Source organism: Burkholderia sp. ABCPW 14 (assembly GCF_001523835.1).
GTDB classification, from domain to species: domain Bacteria; phylum Pseudomonadota; class Gammaproteobacteria; order Burkholderiales; family Burkholderiaceae; genus Burkholderia; species Burkholderia mayonis.
Map to the genome: position 1 here is coordinate 1 of NZ_LOVS01000033.1, position 21,037 is coordinate 21,037.

19 protein-coding genes are annotated in these 21,037 nt (G+C 69.1%); 14 read left to right on the top strand and 5 right to left on the bottom strand.

From position 1 onward, the window contains the following. Positions 1-358 precede the first annotated feature (358 nt). Together WS62_RS04690 and WS62_RS04695 are read left to right on the top strand one after the other, a co-directional pair. On the top strand, positions 359-1,651 hold the full coding sequence (locus WS62_RS04690; RefSeq protein WP_066568365.1) for an NAD(P)/FAD-dependent oxidoreductase: 1,293 nt from the start codon (positions 359-361) through the stop codon (positions 1,649-1,651). Between the two features lie 52 nt (positions 1,652-1,703). Then, positions 1,704-2,402 carry a TetR/AcrR family transcriptional regulator gene (locus WS62_RS04695; RefSeq protein ID WP_066492635.1) on the top strand — a complete coding sequence of 233 codons (699 nt, stop codon included), beginning with the start codon at positions 1,704-1,706 and terminating at the stop codon, positions 2,400-2,402. Positions 2,403-2,469: 67 nt separating this feature from the next. On the opposite strand, the gene WS62_RS04700 is transcribed toward WS62_RS04695, so the two are convergent. Beyond that, on the bottom strand, positions 2,470-4,287 hold the full coding sequence (locus WS62_RS04700; RefSeq protein WP_066568367.1) for a phospholipase D-like domain-containing protein: 1,818 nt from the start codon (positions 4,285-4,287) through the stop codon (positions 2,470-2,472). A 252-nt stretch (positions 4,288-4,539) separates the two neighbouring features. Between WS62_RS04700 and WS62_RS04705 the strand changes: the two genes are divergently transcribed. Then, the gene (locus WS62_RS04705) at positions 4,540-4,800 is read left to right on the top strand and encodes a hypothetical protein (RefSeq protein ID WP_156440867.1); all 261 of its coding nucleotides are present in this window, start codon (positions 4,540-4,542) and stop codon (positions 4,798-4,800) included. Between the two features lie 219 nt (positions 4,801-5,019). On the opposite strand, the gene WS62_RS04710 is transcribed toward WS62_RS04705, so the two are convergent. The 3 genes from WS62_RS04710 to WS62_RS04720 all read right to left on the bottom strand — a co-directional run bounded on the left by WS62_RS04710 (position 5,020) and on the right by WS62_RS04720 (position 8,915). Continuing rightward, the gene (locus WS62_RS04710; protein WP_066568373.1) at positions 5,020-5,778 is read right to left on the bottom strand and encodes a DeoR/GlpR family DNA-binding transcription regulator; all 759 of its coding nucleotides are present in this window, start codon (positions 5,776-5,778) and stop codon (positions 5,020-5,022) included. Positions 5,779-5,896: 118 nt separating this feature from the next. Then, on the bottom strand, positions 5,897-7,195 hold the full coding sequence (locus tag WS62_RS04715) for an MFS transporter (protein ID WP_066568635.1): 1,299 nt from the start codon (positions 7,193-7,195) through the stop codon (positions 5,897-5,899). Between the two features lie 250 nt (positions 7,196-7,445). Further along, the gene (locus WS62_RS04720) at positions 7,446-8,915 is read right to left on the bottom strand and encodes a mannitol dehydrogenase family protein (RefSeq protein ID WP_066568375.1); all 1,470 of its coding nucleotides are present in this window, start codon (positions 8,913-8,915) and stop codon (positions 7,446-7,448) included. A gap of 174 nt (positions 8,916-9,089) precedes the next feature. Here WS62_RS04720 and WS62_RS04725 point away from each other — a divergent pair, with 174 nt between their 5' ends. The 7 genes from WS62_RS04725 to WS62_RS04755 all read left to right on the top strand — a co-directional run bounded on the left by WS62_RS04725 (position 9,090) and on the right by WS62_RS04755 (position 15,373). Beyond that, positions 9,090-9,815: a GntR family transcriptional regulator gene (locus WS62_RS04725; RefSeq protein ID WP_059469936.1), complete on the top strand. Its 726-nt coding sequence runs from the start codon at positions 9,090-9,092 to the stop codon at positions 9,813-9,815. 21 nt (positions 9,816-9,836) lie between these two features. Then, complete coding sequence (gene manD, locus WS62_RS04730; protein ID WP_066568377.1) at positions 9,837-11,045, top strand: D-mannonate dehydratase ManD; 1,209 nt, start codon at positions 9,837-9,839, stop codon at positions 11,043-11,045. 51 nt (positions 11,046-11,096) lie between these two features. After that, a complete protein-coding gene (locus WS62_RS04735) occupies positions 11,097-12,128 on the top strand; it encodes a Zn-dependent oxidoreductase (RefSeq protein ID WP_066568379.1) in 1,032 nt (343 codons plus the stop codon). A gap of 487 nt (positions 12,129-12,615) precedes the next feature. Beyond that, positions 12,616-12,801 (top strand): hypothetical protein, encoded by a 186-nt coding sequence (locus WS62_RS04740; RefSeq protein ID WP_066568381.1) that lies wholly within the window; start codon positions 12,616-12,618, stop codon positions 12,799-12,801. Between the two features lie 86 nt (positions 12,802-12,887). Next, complete coding sequence (locus tag WS62_RS04745; protein WP_066568383.1) at positions 12,888-13,790, top strand: DMT family transporter; 903 nt, start codon at positions 12,888-12,890, stop codon at positions 13,788-13,790. Positions 13,791-13,956: 166 nt separating this feature from the next. Beyond that, the gene (locus tag WS62_RS04750; RefSeq protein WP_066568384.1) at positions 13,957-14,619 is read left to right on the top strand and encodes a glutathione S-transferase family protein; all 663 of its coding nucleotides are present in this window, start codon (positions 13,957-13,959) and stop codon (positions 14,617-14,619) included. Between the two features lie 109 nt (positions 14,620-14,728). Next, the gene (locus WS62_RS04755) at positions 14,729-15,373 is read left to right on the top strand and encodes a LysE family translocator (RefSeq protein ID WP_066568385.1); all 645 of its coding nucleotides are present in this window, start codon (positions 14,729-14,731) and stop codon (positions 15,371-15,373) included. Between the two features lie 12 nt (positions 15,374-15,385). Here the strand turns inward: WS62_RS04755 and WS62_RS04760 are convergent, their stop codons facing one another. Beyond that, complete coding sequence (locus WS62_RS04760) at positions 15,386-16,360, bottom strand: TetR/AcrR family transcriptional regulator (RefSeq protein WP_066568387.1); 975 nt, start codon at positions 16,358-16,360, stop codon at positions 15,386-15,388. A 110-nt stretch (positions 16,361-16,470) separates the two neighbouring features. On the opposite strand from WS62_RS04760, the gene WS62_RS04765 reads away from it, so the two are divergent. From WS62_RS04765 to nirK, 4 genes are all read left to right on the top strand, one after another. Continuing rightward, positions 16,471-17,688 (top strand): Tm-1-like ATP-binding domain-containing protein, encoded by a 1,218-nt coding sequence (locus tag WS62_RS04765; protein ID WP_066568390.1) that lies wholly within the window; start codon positions 16,471-16,473, stop codon positions 17,686-17,688. A gap of 2 nt (positions 17,689-17,690) precedes the next feature. Then, complete coding sequence (locus tag WS62_RS04770; protein WP_066568393.1) at positions 17,691-18,533, top strand: phosphoenolpyruvate hydrolase family protein; 843 nt, start codon at positions 17,691-17,693, stop codon at positions 18,531-18,533. Positions 18,534-18,576: 43 nt separating this feature from the next. Continuing rightward, positions 18,577-19,017 carry an SRPBCC family protein gene (locus tag WS62_RS04775; RefSeq protein WP_066568396.1) on the top strand — a complete coding sequence of 147 codons (441 nt, stop codon included), beginning with the start codon at positions 18,577-18,579 and terminating at the stop codon, positions 19,015-19,017. Positions 19,018-19,467: 450 nt separating this feature from the next. After that, positions 19,468-21,027: a copper-containing nitrite reductase gene (gene nirK / locus WS62_RS04780; RefSeq protein ID WP_066568399.1), complete on the top strand. Its 1,560-nt coding sequence runs from the start codon at positions 19,468-19,470 to the stop codon at positions 21,025-21,027. The last annotated feature ends 10 nt before the right edge of the window (positions 21,028-21,037 follow it).

A 21,037-nucleotide genomic window follows, 5' to 3' on the forward strand; every position in this document is an offset into this window, starting at 1 on the left:
GTCGGCGGTTGGCGGTTGGCGGTTGGCGGTTGGCGGTCGGCGGTCGGCGGTCGGCGGTCGGCGGTCGGCGGTCGGCGGTCGGCGGTCGGCGGTCGGCGGTCGGCGGTCGGCGGTCGGCGGTCGGCGGAGATTGAAACAACCGGCCGAGCGTCGAGCCCCGAAAAATCACGCCCCGAACACGAAGCCCAGGGAACAACGCCCCGGAATCGGAGTCCGCCGCCCCCAAAGGCTTCCGGCAAGCTGCCGGCAACGCGCGACGCCCGCCCGTCCATCCGGGCAGACTCTGCTTCATCGCGCGCGAGACAACCGATACGATTGTCAGATCATTCACCCTCGTTCGCTCACGCACGACAACCGCATGCAGCACTACTACGAAGCCACTGCGACGCGCACGCCCTACCCCGCGCTCGCCGATCGCATCGACGTCGATGTCTGCATCGTCGGCGGCGGCCTCGCCGGCCTGTCGACAGCGCTCGGGCTCGTCGAGCGCGGCGTGCGCGACATCGCGGTGCTCGACGCGCAAACGGTCGGCTTCGGCGCGTCGGGCCGCAACGGCGGCTTCGTGTTCGGCGGCTACAGCCTCGACAACGCGGATCTCCTGCGCATGCTCGGCCCCGAGTCCGCACGCGCGCTCTACCGGTTGACGATCGACGCGGTCGACCTGATCCGCGCGCGCGCCGCGCGCTACGGCATCGACTGCGAGCTCGTCGACGGCGGCGTGATCCTCGCGAACTGGTTCGACGATCCCGCGCGCCTGAACGCGCCGCGCAAGCTGATGAAGGACGCGTTCGGCGTCGAATGGGAGCCGCTCGACGCGAACGCGTTGCGCACGCGGCTGAAAACCGACCGCTATCACGGCGGGCTCTTCGAGCGCAACGCGTTCCACTTCCATCCGCTCAAGTACGTGCTCGGCGTCGCGGCCGCGGCCGCGCGCGGCGGCGTGCGGATTCACGAGCATTCGGCCGCGCGCACGATCCGCCGCGACGGCGCGGGCTTCGTCGTCGCGACCGATGGCGGCGCCGTGCATGCGCGGCGCGTCGTGTTCGCGGGCGGCGGCTATGCGCGCGGCGTGTATCCGCGCATCGAGCGTGCGGTGCTGCCGATCGCGACCTACGTGATCGCGACCGAGCCGCTCGGCGCGCGGCTCGCCGACGCGATCGCATGCCGGTCGGCCGTCTACGACACCCGCTTCGCGTTCGACTACTACCGGCCGCTCGCCGACTCACGCATCCTGTGGGGCGGCCGCATCTCGGTGCTCGAACGCGGGCCGGACGCCATCGCGCGCCTGCTCAAGCACGACCTCGCGCGCGTCTATCCGCAGTTGCACGACGTCGCCGTGCAGTTCGCGTGGAGCGGGCTCATGAGCTACGCGCGCCACAAGATGCCGCAGATCGGCCGCGACTCGGACGGCGTCTGGCACGCGGTCGGCTTCGGCGGCCACGGAATGGCGCCGACGACGGTCGCGGGCGAGGTGCTCGCAGCGGCGCTCGCCGAACGGCGGCCCATGCCGGACGGCTTCGCGAGGTTCGGCCTCACGCGCACATTCGGCCTCGCCGGGCTGGCCGCCGCACAACTCACGTACAGCGCGTACGAGGCGCGGGATGCGCTCGCCGCGCGCCGCCGCACACGTTCCGACAAGCCCGTTTTTTAGAGCCGGGAATCGGGCCGAAGCCAATTGGGGTGCGTGCTAGAATGCGCCGACCATGCCGCCGCCCGATGACGCCAAGATGAGACAAGGAAGCAAGGCCGCCGCGCCCGACGCCGATGCGCGGCGCGATGAGGCGCGCCGCAAATACGATCCCGAACAGACGAAGCGCAACATCCTCGACGTCGCCACGCAGGAGTTCTCCGCGATGGGGCTGTCCGGCGCGCGCGTCGATTCGATCGCCGAGCGCACGAACACGACGAAGCGGATGCTTTACTACTACTTCGACAGCAAGGAAGGGCTGTACGAAGCAGTACTCGAGAAAGTCTACGGCGACATCCGCGCGCTCGAGCTCGAACTGAACCTCGGCGAACTGGAGCCGCGCGAGGGCTTGCGCCGGCTCGTCGAATTCACGTTCGACTACCACGACAAGCATCGCGACTTCGTGCGCCTCGTGACGATCGAGAACATTCACGGCGCGAAGTATCTCGAGCAGCTCAAGTCGTTCAAGAACCGCAACGTCAGCATCATCAAGACGCTCGAGGAACTGCTCGCGCACGGTGCCGAAAGCGGCACGTTCCGCGAGGATGTCGATCCGTTCGATCTGCATCTGCTGATCAGCTCGTTCTGCTTTCATCGCGTCGCGAACCGCTATACGTTCGGCACGGCGTTCGGCCGCGATCCGTCGTCGCCGCGACTGCGCACGCGGCATCGCGCGATGATCGCCGAGACGGTCTTGCGTTACGTCGCACGCTGATCGTCGGCGCACGGTGCGTGGGGCCGCGCGCTCGTCGCGCAGCCGCACGACGAGCGCCGGAGTCCGCTCAGGCCTCCGCGTGCGTCGCCGCCGGCTCGGCAAGCGCGATCCGCGCCTTCTCCTCCGGGCTTCCCGCGACGAAATACTTCTTCGCCCACCGCGAATCCGGCTGCAACGCAAGCTTGCCGCGCACGCCCGTCCCCGTCCCCGATCCCGCATTCGAACCCGAGCCGCGGCGTGAAGCGATCGCCAGCGCGCGCGCACGATAGTGCTCGTAAAGCCGCAAGAACTCCGCCAGATAGATCGCCGCGACGCGCGCATCGCGAATCTCCAGCAGATTCTCGTCGTTGAAATGCTCGGAGTTCCCGCTCATGTTCGCCGAGCCGCTATAGACGATCGGATTCGCGCCCTCCGCGTCGATCACGATGAACTTGTGGTGAATGACGACGGGCGGATAAGCGGGCGGCGCTTCCCCCGGAAAGAGGCGCAGCTCCGTCTCGAAGCCGTCCGGCACCGTCGCGGGCGAGAAGTACGCCGCGTCGATCACGTCGCGATTCGAACGGCTGCGGTGATACAGCTCGAGGTTCGCGAGACGCGCGGCATCGAGCATCTTGCCGTCGCGCCGATCCGCGTCCGCCTGCTGCGCGCCGCGCGCGCTGATCCCGTTGACGAGCCCGAACATCATCAGCCCGCGGTCGCCCGCTTGAAAGCACGCATCGCGCAGCGCGGCGTCGGTCGGCATGAAGAGACAAAACGCGACCGAATGCTGCGCACCGCGGATCGCGTCGACGATCGTGTCGATCTGCGTGCGCACGCCGCTCGGCTCCGGCGAAAACGACACGCGCACGCGCGTCGAGCCGACTTCGATCGCCTCCGACCAGCCGGGCGCGAGCCGCGCGGTCTCGGCGACGCCCGGATTCGACGCGAGCGCGCGCGCACGCGCGTTGTACAGCTCGGCGAGCGCAGCCGATTCGAACGTGTGCAGCACGTTCGCCTGCTCGGTGATGCCCTCCGTCGTGAAGTTCGCCGAGCCGGTCAGCACGCGCGCGGGCCCCGTCTCGTCGCCCGCGACGATGAACTTATCGTGCATGATCCGCGTCTTGTCGCGCGGCGCGAGCGTCGAGATGCCCGTCAATCGGTCGACGGCCGGCTGGTTCGGCGACGGCAGCGGCGGCTCGCCTCGGCCGCGCTGCGTCTCGTGCGCGTCGTAGACGATCGCGAGCGCGTCGGCGCCGTGCGCGCGGCCGAACGCGTCGAATGCCGGAATCGCCCAAAGCGGATCGGTCAGGTGATAGACCGCCGACACCGCGCGCCGCGCGTCGCCGCCGAGCATCAGGCCGAAGGTCTCCTGCAGATCGTTCGCGAGCCACGTGCGCAGCTTCAGCGCCGCGTCGGGCGGCGGCGCATCGCCCGCGGCGAGATGCAGCGCGCGAACCTGCTTTGCGAACGCCTGCGAGCTCACCACCGCGCGGTTGAACCACGTGCCGATCCCGTCCTCGACGTGCGCGGGCAGCGTGACGCTGCATACGCCCGCGTCGGCTTCGAGCACGTGCAGCGACGCGGGCGTGCCGACGACCGGATAGACGTCGTAGCGAAACGTCCGGCCGCGATCCGGCGGATCGATCCGCGCGTCCCACCACATGAATTTCTGGATCGGCGCCTGATCGGTCGGCGCATCGCCTTGCGTGCCGGCCGCGGGGCCGTCGAACGTCAGCCGGTTCGGCAGCCAGCTCGTCGCGGCGCGCGTCTTGCCGTCCGTCGACCAGAAGCCGGGCGTACGCTTGATCGCAAAACCGAGAAAATCGTCGCGCCGCTGCGCGTCGGGCCAATCGAAGGCCAGCAGGACCAACGTCGGGGAAAGATAGCTGCGCACGCTGACGGACATCACCGCCCTCCTCGGCTCATCGCCTTCCAAAGTCGAAGCGTCGAGTGTTCAACGCTTGCTTGCCGTGCGTGTGACGTTCCGATGAAGTTTCCGTGTCGCGCTTGCTTCGACGCGGTTCGGCGCGGCGGATGGGGCGTGGCGAGAGGTAGGCGCGCGGACGGCGGGTGGTCGAAGCGAAACAAGACAGGGCGGGGTTCGACGGCACGCCGTGCGGCGCAGCGCGATGCGACGCACATGACGTGCACCGCGCGTGTGCGGCACATCGACCGACGCAGCAGCGATCAGCCGCAGGACAACCTCGATCTGCCGGAATGTCGGCGCGCGCCGCATCGCCTCGTCGCGCTCGCGCCGGAGCACGGGGTGGCAGCCGCTTCACGGAATATCACCTTCGTCGCGCGCGTGCGACGCATCGGCCCATGCCGCAGCAATCAACCGCAGACGACAACGTCGATCTGCCGGAATGTCGGCGCGCGCCGCATCGCCTCGTCGCGCTCGCGCCGGGACACGAAATAGCGCCCCGCCTATCGGAACATGACGGGCATCGCGCGCTCGCGACGCATCGGCCGCCGCCGCCACGATCCGCCGCAGACGACAATCCCGTGCCCCAGAACGTCTGGCGCACGCCGCATCGCACGTCGTGCCCGGGCGGGACACGAAATAGTTCGCCGCCTGTCAGAACATCCAGCGCATCGCGCCGCCCACAACGCACCGCCCCACACCACACCGCACCGCTCAGCCACAGACGACGAGCTCGATCCCCCGCGACGTCAACGCCCGCCGCATCGCCTTGTCCGGCGCGCGCTCGGTCACGAGGAAGCGCGCCGCCTCCGAGCCGTTGATCCGCACGGGCGTCACGCGTCCGAACTTCGAGTGATCGGCGACGACGACGGGCGCCGCCGCCGCCGCGAGCATCCGCCCGCGCACTTCGGCAACGACGCGCGAATAATCGGTCAACGTGCCGTCCGGCGTGATCCCGCCCGCGCCGACGAACGCGAAGTCGACGTGGTATTGCCCGAGCTGCTGGATCGTATCGAGGCCGAACGTCGCGTCTTCGTCGTCGGACAGCTCGCCGCCGAGAAGCGTCACGCGGTTGCCGTTGCGGCGGCCGAGCACGCCGGCGATCCGCCAGTCGTTCGTATAGACGGTCAATCGATGCCGGTCGACGAGCGCGAGCGCGACCGCATGGACGGTGCTGCCCGAGTCGAGCAGCACCGACGCGCCATCGGGCACCAACTCGGCCGCGCGCCGGCCGATCGCGCGCTTCGCGTCCGCGTGCGACGCATCGCGCTCGGACGCGCTCGGCTCGTGCCGGTCGGCGGCGAGCGCGCCGCCGTGCGTCGTGATCACGAGGCCGCGCGCGGCAAGCGCGTTCAGATCGCGGCGGATCGTCTCGCGCGACACGTTGAGCGTGTTCACGAGCTGTGCAACCGACAGTGCGCCCGCGCGACCGAGTTCGGACAGGATGTAGCGATAACGTTGTTCTGCAAGCATGGCGCGCGGCGCGGCCGGGCCGCGAGTCGGATCGTGAATGACGAATGGCGGGCTATTGTAGTACGGCGCAATGACGTCACGCCGATCGCCCGCCTGTCCGGCGGCGCCGCGAGCCGGCTTACAGAATCGGGATTTCGCGCAGCATGCGGGTGTCGCGCGAACGATCGCGGAGGAACAGCGCGGCCAGCGCCGCGCCGATCAGCGCGATCGCGCCCGCGAGCACGAACGCGGACACGAACGAGCCGCTGCGTTCGACGATGAAGCCGGTGACGGCCGGCCCGACGACGCCCGACAGGCTCCCCATGCAGTGCAGGCAGCCGCTGACAGCGCCGACCCGCGCGGGCACGACAACGTCCTGCACGATCGCCCAGTAGATCGCGCCCGTCACGTAGAGAAAGAAGAGCGACACGGACATCAGCGCGACCGCGCTCTGCGACGAGCGCACCGAGCCCGCCACCGCGACGCAGATCCCCGCGCCGAGCAGGCAACTCACGAGCACGATCCGGCGCGACAGCATCGCGTTGCCGGTGAGCTTGTAGATCGCATCCGAGATGACGCCGCCGCACGCGAGGCCGACGGTGCCGACGAGCCACGGCACGACGGTCGCGATGCTCATCTCGCGGATGTTCAGGTGATGCGCCTGCACGAGGTAGCTCGGGAACCAGCTCAGGAAGAAGAACAGCACATAGTTGTAGCCGAAGAACGCGACGCCCGTCGCGAGGATGCGCGGCTGCTTCAGGTAATGGCGAAGCGGCGGCGTCTCGGCGGCGCCGGCGGCCGGTTGCCGCGCCGCCGCGCGGGCCGGCGCGGCGCCGCCAGGCAGGGCTTGCTCAGCCGTCGATGCGCGTTGCGCGGGCCGATCGGACGTCGTCGCAACCCAGACGAGCACCCATGCGAGGCCGATCGCGCAGACGATCCAGAAAGCCGGCCGCCAGCCGAACTGGACGGCGAGCATCCCGACGATCGGCCCGGCGATCGCGCCGCCCAGCGGCGAGCCGGCGCTCAGGAGCCCCATCGCGGTCGCCGCCGATTCGCGCGGCAGCCAGTTGTTGACCATCTTGTTCGCCGCCGAGCAGAGCGGCCCTTCCGCCATGCCGAACAGCAGGCGCACGATCAGCAGGCTGACGAAGCCGATCGTGATCGCCGTCATCCCGCAGAAGATCGACCACAGGCCGACCGCCAGCACATAGACGAGCTTCGGCCCGAGCCGGTCCGACGCGAGGCCGCCGATGAAGTTGAACAGCGCATAGCCGACGAAGAACGTGCTGAAGACGATGCCCATCTGCGCGGCGTCGATCCCGAGATCCTTCTGCACCATCGGCGCGACGATCGACAGCGCGACGCGGTCGAGATAATTGATGCCGTACACGATGAACAGCAGGAATACCGTGATCCATCCCATCGTTCTCTGGTTCATGCCTGTCTCCTTCATGCCGATGCTGCCGGCGTTCATGTGATTTGTCGTTGCCGCCGGCGCGTCGGCGGAAGGCCGAACGCGGGCCGACTTCGGCAGCGTGTCGCGGGCGGATGCGGCGGGCGGGCGGCGCGTCTTCCGCTCGGCTTTGCGCGCGAAGTCCGTCGCACGAAAAACGAAGTCCGCCGCGCGGCGGGCGACGGCGAATGCGAACGCGGATGCGAACGCCCGATCCCGCAGCCGGCTCGCGCGATCAAGCGTCGAGCAACGGCCGCAGCAGCGCGTCCGTGCCGCGTTCGCGCAGCGTCGCCAGATGCATGCCGACGCGCGCCGTCAGCGCATCGGGCCATCGCGCCGCGTCGCGCGACGCGAGCGAATCCAGCGCCGCGCACACCGCATCGGCCGCCGTCCGCGCCGCGCGAAGGCGATCAGCAAGCGCATCGGCGCCGGGATCGTCGAGCGCGAGCGGCGCGCCCGCCTCGTCGCGCGCGACTTCGACGTAATGCAGCCACGCGGCGAGCGCCCGCTCGACAAACGGCCGCTCGACGCCCGCCACCGCGCTCTCCGCGAGCGCCGGCAACCAGCGCAGCGGCACCTTCTGCGTGCCGTCCGTCGCGATCTGCGCAGTGCGATGCGCGAGCGTCGGGTTGCGAAAGCGCTCGATCAACGACGCGCAATACGCGCGCGCGTCGTAGCCGGCAGGCACGTCGACCGTCGCGAGCAAGTCGCGCGCCATCAGGCCGCGCACGAACGCGTCGATCAGCGGGTCGGCCATCGCCTCGGACACCGTGTGCCGCCCGCGCAACTGGCCGACGTAGGCGATCGCGGAGTGCACGCCGTTCAGCAGGCGCAGCTTCATCTTCTCGTACGGACGCACGTCGGTCGCGACGAGCGCGCCCGCGTCCTCCCAGCGCGGCCGCGCGCCCGCGAACCGGTCCTCGAACACCCATTGCGCGAACGGCTCGCAGACGATCGCCGCCTCGTCGCGCACGCCGATGCGCGCCTCGACCCAGTCGAGCGATTCGGGCGTCGCGGCCGGCACGATCCGGTCGACCATCGTGTTCGGAAACGCGACGTCGTCGCGGATGCGCCGCGCGAGCGCGCCGTCGAACTGCTCCGCGTATTGCGTCGCCAGCGTGCGCAGCGTGTCGCCGTTCGACGGCATGTTGTCGCAGCAGACAACCGACAGCGGCGCGCCGGACGCACGCAGCCGGATGCCCGCGGCCAGGACGCCGAGCGTCGTCCACGGCGCGTCCGGTTGCTGCAGGTCGCGGCGGATCGCCGGATCGTCGACGTCGAGATCCGCGCCGCCCGCCTTCCGGTAATAGCCCTTCTCGGTGACGGTCAGGCTGACGATCGACACGTCCGGATCGGCGATCAGGCTCAGCAGCGGCGCGAGCGCCTCCGGCGCGAACAGCGCGCGATGCACCGCGCCGACGATCCGGGTGCGCGCGGCGTCGCCGTCGCGCTCGGTCACCGAATAGAGATGATCCTGCGCGGCGAGCAGATCGACCGTATGCCCGCGCCGCAGTTCGACGCCGGCGATCCCCCACCGCATATCGCCGCGGTCGAGCAGCGTCTCGGTGTAGCGCGCCTGATGCGCGCGATGAAACGCGCCGAGGCCGAGATGGACGATGCCCGTGCGCAGCGCGCGCCTGTCGTAGCGGGGGCGGGACACGTCGGCCGGCAGATTCCGGCATTGATCGGACGAAAAAAGCGGCATGACGACTGAATCGGCGGTTTGTACCATGGTAGATAATGCATTGCCGGGAGATTATTCCGAGTACACTTCTATTTTTATCGGTGTAAACGCTATATCGGCTATCGAGCGTGTCAGATGTACCATGGTAGTCAGATGAGAGAGGCCCTGCCTCGGCCCTTGATGAAGACCCAGTTGATGAACGACAAGGAATCCACGGAAGACACCGTCGTCGCGGCGCTGAACGGCTTCGTGCTCGATGCCGGCAAGTCGTATACGCAGCAGGTGCACGCGCTGCTGCGCAACGCGATCGTGCGCGGCGCGCTGCCGCCGCGCACCGCACTGTCGGAGGCGGTGATCTCGGCGACGATCGACGTGAGCCGCACGCCGGTGCGCGAAGCGCTCGCGCAGCTCGCCGACGAGCGGCTCGTGCAGATCTACCGCAAGGTCGGCACGATCGTCGCGCCGATCTCAGTGTCGATACTCGAGGAAGGACGCTTCGCGCGCAGCACGCTCGAATGCGCGAACCATGTCGATCTCGCGCAGAAGATCACGCCGGCGCAGCTCGCGGAGCTCGCCCGACTCGTCGACGCGCAGCGCGACGCAGTGGCCGCGCGCGACATCGACACGTTCTTCGCGCTCGACGAAACGATGCACGGCCGGATGTTCGAATTCGCCGGCCGGCCGCACGTGTGGGAAATGCTGCAGCCGATGAAGCGGCAGTTCGACCGCGTGCGCTGGCTGCTGCTCGATCGTGTCGAGGACCACGCGCGCCGCGCGCTGCACGAGCACGAGCAGATCCTCGCGCACATCGCGTCGCGCAACATGGCGCTGCTCGGCGCGTCGGTCGCGATGCACGTCGACCGCGTCAGCTCCCATCTGCCGGAGGTGCGCGACCGCGCGCCGCATTACTTTGTCGACTGAACCCCTCACCGGAGAAGCCGCGTGAAAATCGAACGGCTGCACCTCATCGTCACCTGCCCCGGCCGGAATTTCGTGACGGTCAAGATCGTCACCGACGAAGGCGTCTACGGCCTCGGCGACGCGACGCTCAACGGGCGCGAGCTCGCGGTGCGCGCGTATCTCGAGGACCACGTGTTCCCGTGCCTCGTCGGCCGGGACCCGCGCAACATCGAGGACATCTGGCAATACCTGTATCGCGGCGCGTACTGGCGCCGCGGGCCCGTGACAATGACGGCGATCGCCGCGATCGACATGGCGCTATGGGATATCAAGGGCAAGCTCGCCGGCATGCCCGTCTATCAGTTGCTCGGCGGCAGGAGCCGCGACGGGCTGATGGTGTACGGCCACGCGACCGGACGCGATCATGACGAGGCGATCGACGCCGTGCATCGGCACATCGAGCAAGGCTACCGCGCGATCCGCGTGCAGTCCGGCGTGCCGGGGCTCTCGAAAGTGTACGGCGTCGGCAAGACCGCGGGCGCGTACGAGCCCGCCGAGAAGGGCCTGCCGCCCGAGGAGCCGTGGGACACCGCACTCTACCTGCGCCACACGCCGGAGCTGTTCCGCAAGGTGCGCGACGCGGTCGGCGATGCGCCGCATCTGCTGCACGACGCGCATCACCGGCTCACGCCGATCGAGGCGGCGCGCCTCGGGCGCGATCTCGAGCCGTATCGATTGTTCTGGCTCGAAGACGCGACGCCCGCCGAGAATCAGGACGCGTTCCGGCTGATCCGCAGCCATACGACGACGCCGCTCGCGGTCGGCGAGGTCTTCAATTCGATCTGGGACTGCAAGGACCTGATCCGCGACCAGCTGATCGACTACATCCGCGCGACGATCGTCCACGCGGGCGGCATCACGCACGTGCGCCGCATTGCCGACTATGCGGCGATGCACCAGGTCCGCACCGGCTTCCACGGCGCGACCGACCTGTCGCCCGTGTGCATGGCGGCCGCCGTCAACTTCGGCCTGTGGGCGCCGAATTTCGGCATCCAGGAGCTGATGCCGCACTCCGCGCTGACCGACGAGGTCTTCCCGCACAACTACCGCTTCGAGGACGGCTGTCTCGTAATGGACGACGTGCCGGGCCTGGGCGTCGACATCGACGAGGCGCTCGCCGCGAAATATCCGTACGCGCGCGCGTATCTGCCCGTCGCCCGCTTGCGCGACGGCTCGATGTGGAATTGGTGATCACGCATGGGTGATCACCCGAATGCACGAAACACGAAGGAGAATCTGGACATGCTGAGCGTCGTCGTCGATCGGCCCAATAGCATGGGCGTGCGTGAAATGCCGATGCCCGCGCCCGCCGCGGGCGAAGTGCGCGTGCGCGTGCGCTATGCGGGCATCTGCGGATCCGATCTGCACATCTTTCATGGCAAGAACCCGTTCGTCTCGTATCCGCGGATCATCGGGCACGAATTCGTCGGGCGCGTCGAATCGGTCGGCGCGGGCGTCGACGCATCGCGCGTCGGCGAAACCGTCGCGGTCGATCCGGTCATCAGCTGCGGGCGCTGCCACGCGTGCGCGATCGGCCGGCGCAACGTGTGCCGCCACCTGAGCGTGCTCGGCGTGCATCGCGACGGCGGCTTCAGCGAATACGTGTGCGTGCCCGCCGCGAACGCCTACCGGATTGCGCCCGAGATCGCCGACACCTGCGCGGCGATCGTCGAGCCGTTCGCGGTCGCGGCGAACGCGACCGCGCGCACCGGCGTGCTGCCGTCCGACGTCGCGCTGATCTACGGCGCGGGCACGGTGGGCCTCACGCTGCTGCAGGTGCTCAAGCGCGTCTACGGAATCCGCGCGTTCATCACCGATCGCCTCGACGAGCGCCTCGAACTCGCCCGCAAGTGCGGCGCGGCCGACGACGAGGTGATCAACGCCGCAACGGAAACGCTGCCGGACGCGCTGCTGCGGCGCGGCGTCGACGGCGGTCCGACGCTGATCTTCGATGCGGTGTGCCACCCGTCGATCCTCGAGGAAGCGGTGCGGCTCGCGGCGCCCGCCGGGCGGATCGGCGTGCTCGGCTTCTCGTCGGAGCCGTCGTCGATCGTGCAGGCGGAGCTGACGAAGAAGGAATTGACGCTGTGCGCGTCGCGGCTCAATTGCGCGATGTTTCCGCAGGTCATCGAATGGATCGGCGCGGGGCTCGTGCATCCGGAGCACATCGTCACGCACAAGGTCGATTTCCGCGACGTCGCGCAGGCGTTCGATCTCGCGGAACGCAATCCGCGAGAAAGCTGCAAGATCCTGCTGGATTTCGCGGCGGAATGAACGGCGCCCGATGCCGCGCATCGGGTGCGGTTGCGGGAACGTCGAAATCGGGTCGCGGCGCTTCGGCGGCGCCGCGCGCCCACCGCCTGGCGAGCGGCGCGGCCGCCCGGTTGCGCTGCACGCCGACAATCGGCAACTGCGCAAGGGCATGGATTTCCACCACGCCACGCCATGACAAGCAAGCGATGCGCACCGCATCGCGAGATCGGATCGGGCGCGCGCAATGCGCGCGACGCGCTCGCCCGCCTCGCGTCATCTCATGCACGCATGAACGGAAGCGGCCGCGCGCACCGCGCGCCAGCCGCTGGACGGGCCACGCGCTCCAGACGACGCGCGCCGCCGAGGACATGCGGCGCCCATCGCCCCGCTTTCGACGATCGCTTCTCACGCACGAGCAATTCAGTATTTCGCCTCGCGCGGCAATCGGCTCCGCCGCACATTGCTAAACTCGCCGCTCGACCACAAGCCAACCGACAGAGGTGAATCGATGTATCGCAAAGGCGCCGTCCTCGAAATCCAGTTTCCGCCGGAGCGCCTCAACGACGCCGCGGGCGATCCGTACTGGATCGATCTCACGCTCGACGAAGCGCGCCGCCTGCATCAGCAACTGAGCGCGCGCTTCGCGACCGAAGCCAGCGCGAATCAGCCGCTCGACACGTTCGCGATCGACTGAAGCGGCCGGCGCGCCGCGTCGCGGGCGGTGCAGATTTCGACAAGACGACGGCGCACCGCCGCGCGATACTCGGCGGCTTCACCGTCATGTTGGCCGCGTCCGGTCCGCTTCGCATGCCTGCTTCCGCTTCCCTCGTCGCCGCGGCGTTTGTCGCGCTGTGGTCCACGGGCTTCATCGTCGCACGCGCGATCAAGCCCTACGCCGATCCGAACCTGTACCTGCTCGCGCGCTTCACGGGCACCGCGCTCCTCTACGCGTGCGTCGCGCTCGCCGTCCGTGCGCGTTGGCCCGCGCGGCGCGAATGGAGCCGGCATCTGTTCGCCGGCGCGCTGCTGCAAGGCGTCTATCTCGGCGCGAGCTACTGGGCTGTCGCGCAAGGGCTCAACGCCGGCGTGATGGCGCTCCTCGGCGCGCTTCAGCCGCTCGCGACCGCCGCGCTCGCCGCGCCGCTCTTCGGCGAGCGGCTGTCGGCGCGCGGCTGGCTCGGAATGGCGCTCGGCGTCGCGGGCGTCGCGCTCGTGCTCGCGCCGAAGCTCGCCGCCGCCCACGCGGCGGCGGGAGGCGCGCCCGCATGGGCCGTCGTCGCGATCGCGGTCGCCGCCGTCGCGTCGATCACGGCCGGCTCGCTCTATCAGAAAAGCTCGCTCGCGCAGACCGACCTGCGCACCGCCGTCGCCGTGCAGAACCTCGGCGCGGCGCTCGTCGCCGGCGCCGCCGCGCTCGCGCTCGGCGAAACCCGCTGGCACGGCGCGCCCGCGCTGTGGTTCTCGCTCGCGTGGGGCATCGCGATGCTGTCCGGCGTCGCGGTGATGCTGCTGATGGCGATGCTGCGCCGGGGCGAGGCGGCGCGCGCGACGTCGCTGCTGTTCCTCGCGCCGCCCCTCGCCGCGCTGCAGGGCTACGCGCTCTTCGGCGAGACGCTCGGGCCGCTGCAGATCGCCGGCTTCGCGGTCGCGCTGGCCGGCGTCACGCTCGCGCGCCGCAATTGACGGCCGGCATGCCCGCGCGAATCCGTCGCCACGCCGGTCCCGGCGCACGCGTCCCGCCGACGCTCGCATGCCCCAACGCACCATCGCCGGACTTGCTACCATCAAGCGCCCCGGCCGCTCGCCGGGCGTCGAACCCGATGTCGCCCCCCGATCAAGGAGACCGCCCATGTCCTACACGCTGTACTACTCGCCGGGCGCGGCCAGCATGGCCGTCCATTGGATGCTCCTCGAGCTGCGCGTGCCGTTCGACGTCTGCTGCATCAATATCGACGAAGGCATGCAGCATTCGGCCGACTATCGGCGACTGAATCCGACGGGCCGCGTGCCGACGCTCGTCGTCGACGGCGTGCCGCGCCACGAATCGACCGCGCTGCTGATGCTGCTCGCCGAGCGCCATCCGGAAGGCGGCTTCGCGCCGCCGCCCGGCACGCCTGAGCGCGCCGCGTGGTTCGAGCTGATGATCTATCTGGCGAACACGCTGCTGCCGGCGATGCGCAACTGGTTCTACGCGGGCACCGATGGCGATCCGGACGGCGCCGACGCGGTCCGCGCGCATGCGCGCCTTCAGATCGAAGCGGCGATGGACGAAATCGACGGCCGGCTGCGCGACGGCCGCGACCATCTGCTCGGCGGCGCGTCGCCGAGCACCGCCGACTTCCTCGCGATCGTGCTGATGCGCTGGACGCGCAACATGCCGCGCACGGTGTTCGCGTGGCCGCATCTCGCGCGCTACGTCGAACGGATGCGCGCGCGGCCGTCGTTCGCCGAGCTGACCGCGCGCGAAGGGCTGACCGAATGGCTCAATGCGCCGATTGGCGCGGCGGGCTGACTTGCACGACCGCGCGACTGCGGCACTCGCCGTTCTTGCCGTTCTTGCCGCACTCGTCCGAGCCGCCGAGAACGGCCGATCCAACGCCACCGCTTCGAAGGAGCCCCGCATGCATGTCGATTCGCACGCCGTCTTTGCCGTCTTTTCCGTGTATCTCGCGGGCGTCGTGATCCCGGGCCCGAACTTCGTCGCGGTCGCGCACAAGGCCGTCTCGGCGACCCGGCGCGACGCGCTCGCGATGGTGGGCGGCATCGTGCTCGTCAATCTGATGTGGGCGTCGTGCGCGATCCTCGGCGTCGGCATCGTGTTCGCCGCGTTTCCGTGGCTCGCGGTCGCGGTCAAGCTCGCGGGCGCCGCCTACCTGATCTGGTTCGGTTTGCGGCTGATTCGCGATGCCGGCCGCGCCGGCGTTCGAGGCGCGACCGCGCCGGGCATGCCGCAGCGCATGGCCGGCGATCGCGTCGGCGCCCGCCGCGCGTTCGCGCAAGGCCTGCTGACGAATCTCGCGAACCCCAAGTCAGTCGCGCTCTACGCGGCCGTGTTCGCATCGGCCGCGCCCGCGCATGTCGGCTGGCCGACCTTCGCGGCGATGCTCGCGATGGTCGCCACGGTCGCGACGGGCTGGTACGGCTTCGTCGCGCTCGCGCTGTCGCATGCGGACGTCGCGACCGCCTATCGACGCGCCCGCAAGACGATCGACCGGTTCTGCGGCGGGCTCATCGTCGCGCTGGGCGTCCGGCAGTTGCTGCGCTGACGCGCGGGCCGTTCAGGAATCGCGCTTGTCGTCGCCGGGAGCAGCCGCTTCGTGCGCGCCGTCCGCGACGCTCGGGCCACCGGCATCGTGAGCCTGATCCGCGCCGCCCGACGCAATGGCGTCGCCCGCAGCACCGGCACTGCCGGCCGGGCCAGCGGCCCCCGCCGCATGCGCGCCGCCCGCCGGTCCGACGCTGCTCTGCGCGGCTGCGATGCTGTCGCTCGCGGCATCTGCGCTGCCCGTCGAACCGGCATCGCTCCCCGCCGCCCCCGCGCCGCCCGACGAGGCCCGGCTCTCCGCACCCGCATCGCTCGCGGCCTCCACGCCCCCCGCCGAACCGACATCGCCCCCCGCCGCCCCGGCGACACCCGCCTCCGCGAGCGTCGCGCGTACGAGCGCGGAGCTCGTCCATTTGACGACGTCCATGAACTGCTGGAAGTCGAGCCCCCAGAAATCCTTCAGCACGACCATCGCCTCGGTGCCGTAAAGCAGCGACAACGACTGCGCGAGCCGCGCGGCCGCCGCCGGCGCGACGCCCGCCTGCAACAGCGGCTCGACCGCGAGCGACAGGAGCCGCTTGCGGTTGCCGCGCCGGTATTTCGGCTCGTCCTCCGCGCGCCGCGCACGCTCGTTCGCCCACTGCTGCAACGCGACCTGCAACGCGGCGCGCAATGCGCCTTCGTGCTGCTCCATCCGCGGATACGCGAAATCGAGCAGCTCGTTGACCCGCGCCTCGACCGACGTCGACGTCGGCTGCCATTGCAGCACCGGCCCGAGGCTCTCGTCGACGACGGTGCTGACGAGCGCCGCCTGCGACGGGAAGTAGCGATAAGCGGTCGCGCGCGACACGCCGGATGCGTTCGCGAGCTCGGTAATCGACGGAAACCAGCCTTGCTCGAGCATCGACAGCGCGGTTTGCAGCAGCAGGTCGCGAGTCTGCGTGCGCGTTTCGGACAGCGTTTCCGTTGCGGATACGGTAGTTGGCATGTGTTTTGTGAGGATGGCCGCTGAGACGGCCGTCTCATCTGTGTTAAAGTTGTCGCGGAATCGAACGCGGTACATCGGGCGACAAACGAACGATTGGCGAAGGAGACCAAATGGTACCCCACCGTAAACAGATCTACGTTGCGGCAACCGTTGATACAAAAGGCGCGGAAGCGCATTTCGTCAAGGACCGGATCGCCGACGCGGGGCTCGCGGCGATCGTGGTCGACCTGTCGACCCGCGCGCCGGGGCTCGCGGCCGACATCGGCGCGGACACCGTCGCCGCGCATCATCCGGACGGAGCGGCCGCCGTGTTCTGCGGCGACCGCGGCCGCGCGATCGCCGCGATGGCGGTCGCGTTCGAGCGCTACATCAAAAGCCGCGACGACGTCGCCGCGCTGATCGGCATCGGCGGCTCGGGCGGCACGGCGCTTGTCACGCCGGCGATGCAGGCGCTGTCGATCGGCGTGCCGAAGCTGATGATCTCGACGATGGCGTCGGGCGACGTGTCCGCCTACGTCGGCTCGTCGGACATCGCGATGCTCTATTCGGTGACGGACGTCGCCGGCCTCAACCGGATCTCGCGGCAGGTGCTCGCGAACGGCGCCCACATGATCGCGGGCGCGGTGCGCGACATGCAGCCGCTGCCCGCCGACCTGAAGCCCGCGCTCGGGCTGACGATGTTCGGCGTGACGACGCCGTGCATCCAGGCGGTCGCGTCGCGGCTCGACGCCCGCTTCGACTGCATCGTGTTCCATGCGACGGGCAACGGCGGCCATGCGATGGAGAAGCTCGCGGACAGCGGCCTCCTCGGCGGCGTGCTCGATCTCACCACCACCGAAGTCTGCGACCTGCTGATGGGCGGCGTGCTCGCGTGCGGCGAGGACCGCTTCGACGCGATCGCGCGCAGCCGCGTGCCGTACGTCGGCTCGTGCGGCGCGCTCGACATGGTGAACTTCGGTCACATCGACACGATGCCGCCCCGCTACGCGGGCCGCCTGCTGTACAAGCACAACCCGCAAGTCACGCTGATGCGCACGACGCCGGACGAGAACCGCCGGATCGGCGAGTGGATCGGCGCGAAGCTGAACGCGTGCGAGGGCCCCGTGCGCTTCCTGATTCCCGAAGGCGGCGTGTCGGCGCTCGACGCGCCGGGCCAGGCGTTCTGGAGCCCGGAAGCCGACGCGGCGCTCTTCGACGCGCTCGAGGCGACGGTGACCCAGACCGTCAATCGCCGCCTCGTGCGCGTGCCCGCGCACATCAACGACCCACGGTTCGCCGACATCGCCGTCGAACACTTTTTATCGCTTCACGCAGCACACCGGAATTGAAGATGAAGAGACTGACACGCGCCGAGATCCTCGAAAAACTGCGCGCGACCATCGCGCGCGGCGAGCCGATCGTCGGTGGCGGCGCGGGAACGGGCCTGTCCGCGAAATGCGAGGAAGCGGGCGGCATCGACCTCATCGTGATCTACAACTCGGGCCGCTACCGGATGGCCGGGCGCGGCTCGCTCGCGGGGCTGCTCGCGTACGGCAATGCGAACGAGATCGTCGTCGACATGGCGCGCGAGGTGCTGCCCGTCGTCAAGTCGACGCCCGTGCTCGCGGGCGTGAACGGCACCGATCCGTTCTGCAACTTCGACGCGTTTCTCGACGAACTGATCCGGCTCGGATTTTCCGGGGTGCAGAATTTCCCGACCGTCGGCCTCATCGACGGCAATTTCCGCGCGAATCTCGAGGAAACCGGGATGGGCTACGCGCTCGAAGTCGACATGATCCGCCTCGCGCACGGCAAGGGACTGCTGACGACGCCGTACGTATTCAGCGAAGCCGATGCGATCGCAATGACCGAAGCGGGCGCCGACATCGTCGTCGCGCACCTGGGCTTGACGACGGGCGGCACGATCGGCGCGAGCACCGCGCGCCGCCTCGCCGACTGCGTGCCGCTCGTGCGCCGCTGGGCCGACGCGGCAAAATCGGTGCGCGAAGACGTGATCGTGCTGTGCCATGGCGGTCCGATCGCGTCGCCCGAGGACGCCGCGTACATCCTGCGTGAGTGTCCGCAGTGCCACGGTTTCTACGGCGCGAGCTCGATGGAGCGCCTGCCGGCCGAAACCGCATTGACCGACATGACGCGGCGTTTCAAGGAGATCGACAGGCGCGTCGCATCATGATGCCCGCGCGCGTGCGCGCGCCTCTACGAGGAACCGAACGACGATGAACCACACCTCCTTCGCCAGCAGTGTCATCGACGCGCCGACCGACCGCGTCTGGGCGTTCTTCCGCGATTTCAACGGCCTCGCCGCGTTTCATCCGGCGATCGTCGAAAGCCGGCTCGAACCGGGCCCGGACGCGCACACGGTAGGCGCGATCCGGTATCTGACGCTGCAGGACGGCTTCGTCCGCGAAAAGCTGCTGAAGCTCGACGAGCCGAGTCACGCGCTCGAGTATTCGATCGTCGAGACATCGATGCCGGTGCGCAACTATGTCGCGGGCGTGAAGCTCTTCGCCGTCACCGACTCGGGCAAGACGTTCGCGCAATGGTGGGCGAACTTCACGACCGAAGGCGTCGAGTTGCAGCCGGTTGCGGCGTCGATCAGCGAGCATGTGTTCGCGGCGGGATTTCGCGCGCTCGCGGACAAGTTGCGCGCGCGCTGACATGTTGCAGATGTGTTTCGCCGCGCCGATGCCCGTTTCGGGAATCGTGCGCGGCTTGCCGGCGGCTTCTGCCGCCGCTGCGTCGCACCGCCGGCTTGCGGCGCGGCAACGCAGCCCCGCCGGCGAGGTCTCGGGTTCTGGCAATGGCCCTCGGATAAAGCCGGAACCTTTTTGGCCGACCTTGACGGGTCGGCCACTTTCTATCCGCAATCGCGCCGCGCATGGAGGCGCGTTTCCACGCAGGAAGCGAACGGACCGCGCATAACGCGCGATCCGTTCGCACACCGCAACACTTGCGACAAGCGGGCGCAGCCGCGCCGCCCGGAATTCATCTGGATTAAGTTATTCGCCGCCCTGCGTGCGCCCACAAAGATGCATTTGTTACGCATCAACACTGCCCCATCTCGCGACCGATAGCTTGGAAGAAACGAAGCCAGCGAGGGGCTAATCATGAAAGACCTGCAATCGCCCCGTGGCCAACTGCGCGCCACGTTCCTGTCCGTCCTGCTGAGCGCCGTCGTGGCAGCGAGTGCGAGCGCGCATGCCGCGACGGCAACCGGCAAGGTTCCCGGCGACTTCGGTCCGCCGCAAGGCGAGCCGATCCACGCGGCGCTCGTGAGCCCGCCGAACGTGCCGCCGCCCGTCGCCCGCCGCTATCCGGCGAAGGTGGTCGTCGATCTCGAAGTCGTCGAGAAAGTGATGCCGATCGCGGACGGCGTGAACTACACGTTCTGGACCTTCGGCGGCGCGGTGCCCGGCAACTTCATCCGCGTGCGACAGGGCGATACGGTCGAATTCCATCTCAAGAATCGTCCGGACAGCAAAATGCCGCACAACATCGATCTGCACGCGGTGACGGGACCGGGCGGCGGCGCGACGTCGAGCTTCACCGCGCCGGGCCACGAATCGCGCTTCACGTTCAAGGCGCTGAACGAAGGGCTCTACGTGTATCACTGCGCGACCGCGCCCGTCGGCATGCACGTCGCGAACGGGATGTACGGCCTGATTCTCGTCGAGCCGCCCGAAGGCCTGTCGAAGGTCGACCACGAGTATTACGTGATGCAGGGCGACTTCTACACGAACGGCAAGTATCGCGAGAAGGGCCTGCAATCGTTCGACATGGACAAGGCGATCGACGAGCGCCCGACCTACGTCGTCTTCAACGGCGCCGAAGGCGCGCTGACGGGCGACAAGGCGATGCGCGCGCGCACCGACGAAACGGTGCGCCTGTTCGTCGGCAACGGCGGGCCGAATCTCGTGTCGAGCTTCCACGTGATCGGCGCGGTGTTCGACAAGGTGCGCGCGGACGGCTCCGACGTCACGCAGAGCAACGTGCAGACGACGCTGATTCCGGCGGGCGGCGCGGCGACGATCGAGTTCCATACGCGCGTGCCTGGCAACTACACGTTCGTCGATCACTCGATCTTCCGCGCATTCAACAAGGGCGCGCTCGCGATCCTCAAGGTCGATGGCCCGGACAACAAAGCGGTCTATTCGGGCAAGGAGCTCGATACGCTCTACAGCGGCGATCGCCCGGCCGCCGCGGCCGGATCGGCCCCCGCGGCGAACGCGACGCCGGCCGCCGCGGGCGCGAACGCCGGCGCTGCGCTCGCCAAGACGCGTGCAACGACGCCCGCCGCGCCACTGCCGCTGCAAGGACAAGTGAAAGCGGGCGGCACGGTGTTCGCGAGCACCTGCGCGGTGTGCCACCAGAGCGGCGGCGCCGGCCTGCCGGGCGTGTTCCCGCCGCTCGCCGGCTCCGATTTCCTCGCCGCGAATCCGAAGCGCGCGATCGGCATCCTGCTGCACGGGCTGAACGGCAAGGTGACGGTCAACGGCCGCGATTACGATTCGGCGATGCCGCCGATGGCGCAACTGACCGACGACGAAGTCGCGAACGTGGTGACCTACGTGCTGAACAACTGGGGCAATCCGGGCGGCCGGGTCGGCGCGGACGAGGTTGCGAAGGTCCGCACGAAGACGCCCGCGGTCGCCAAGGCTTCGCACTGACACGATCCAC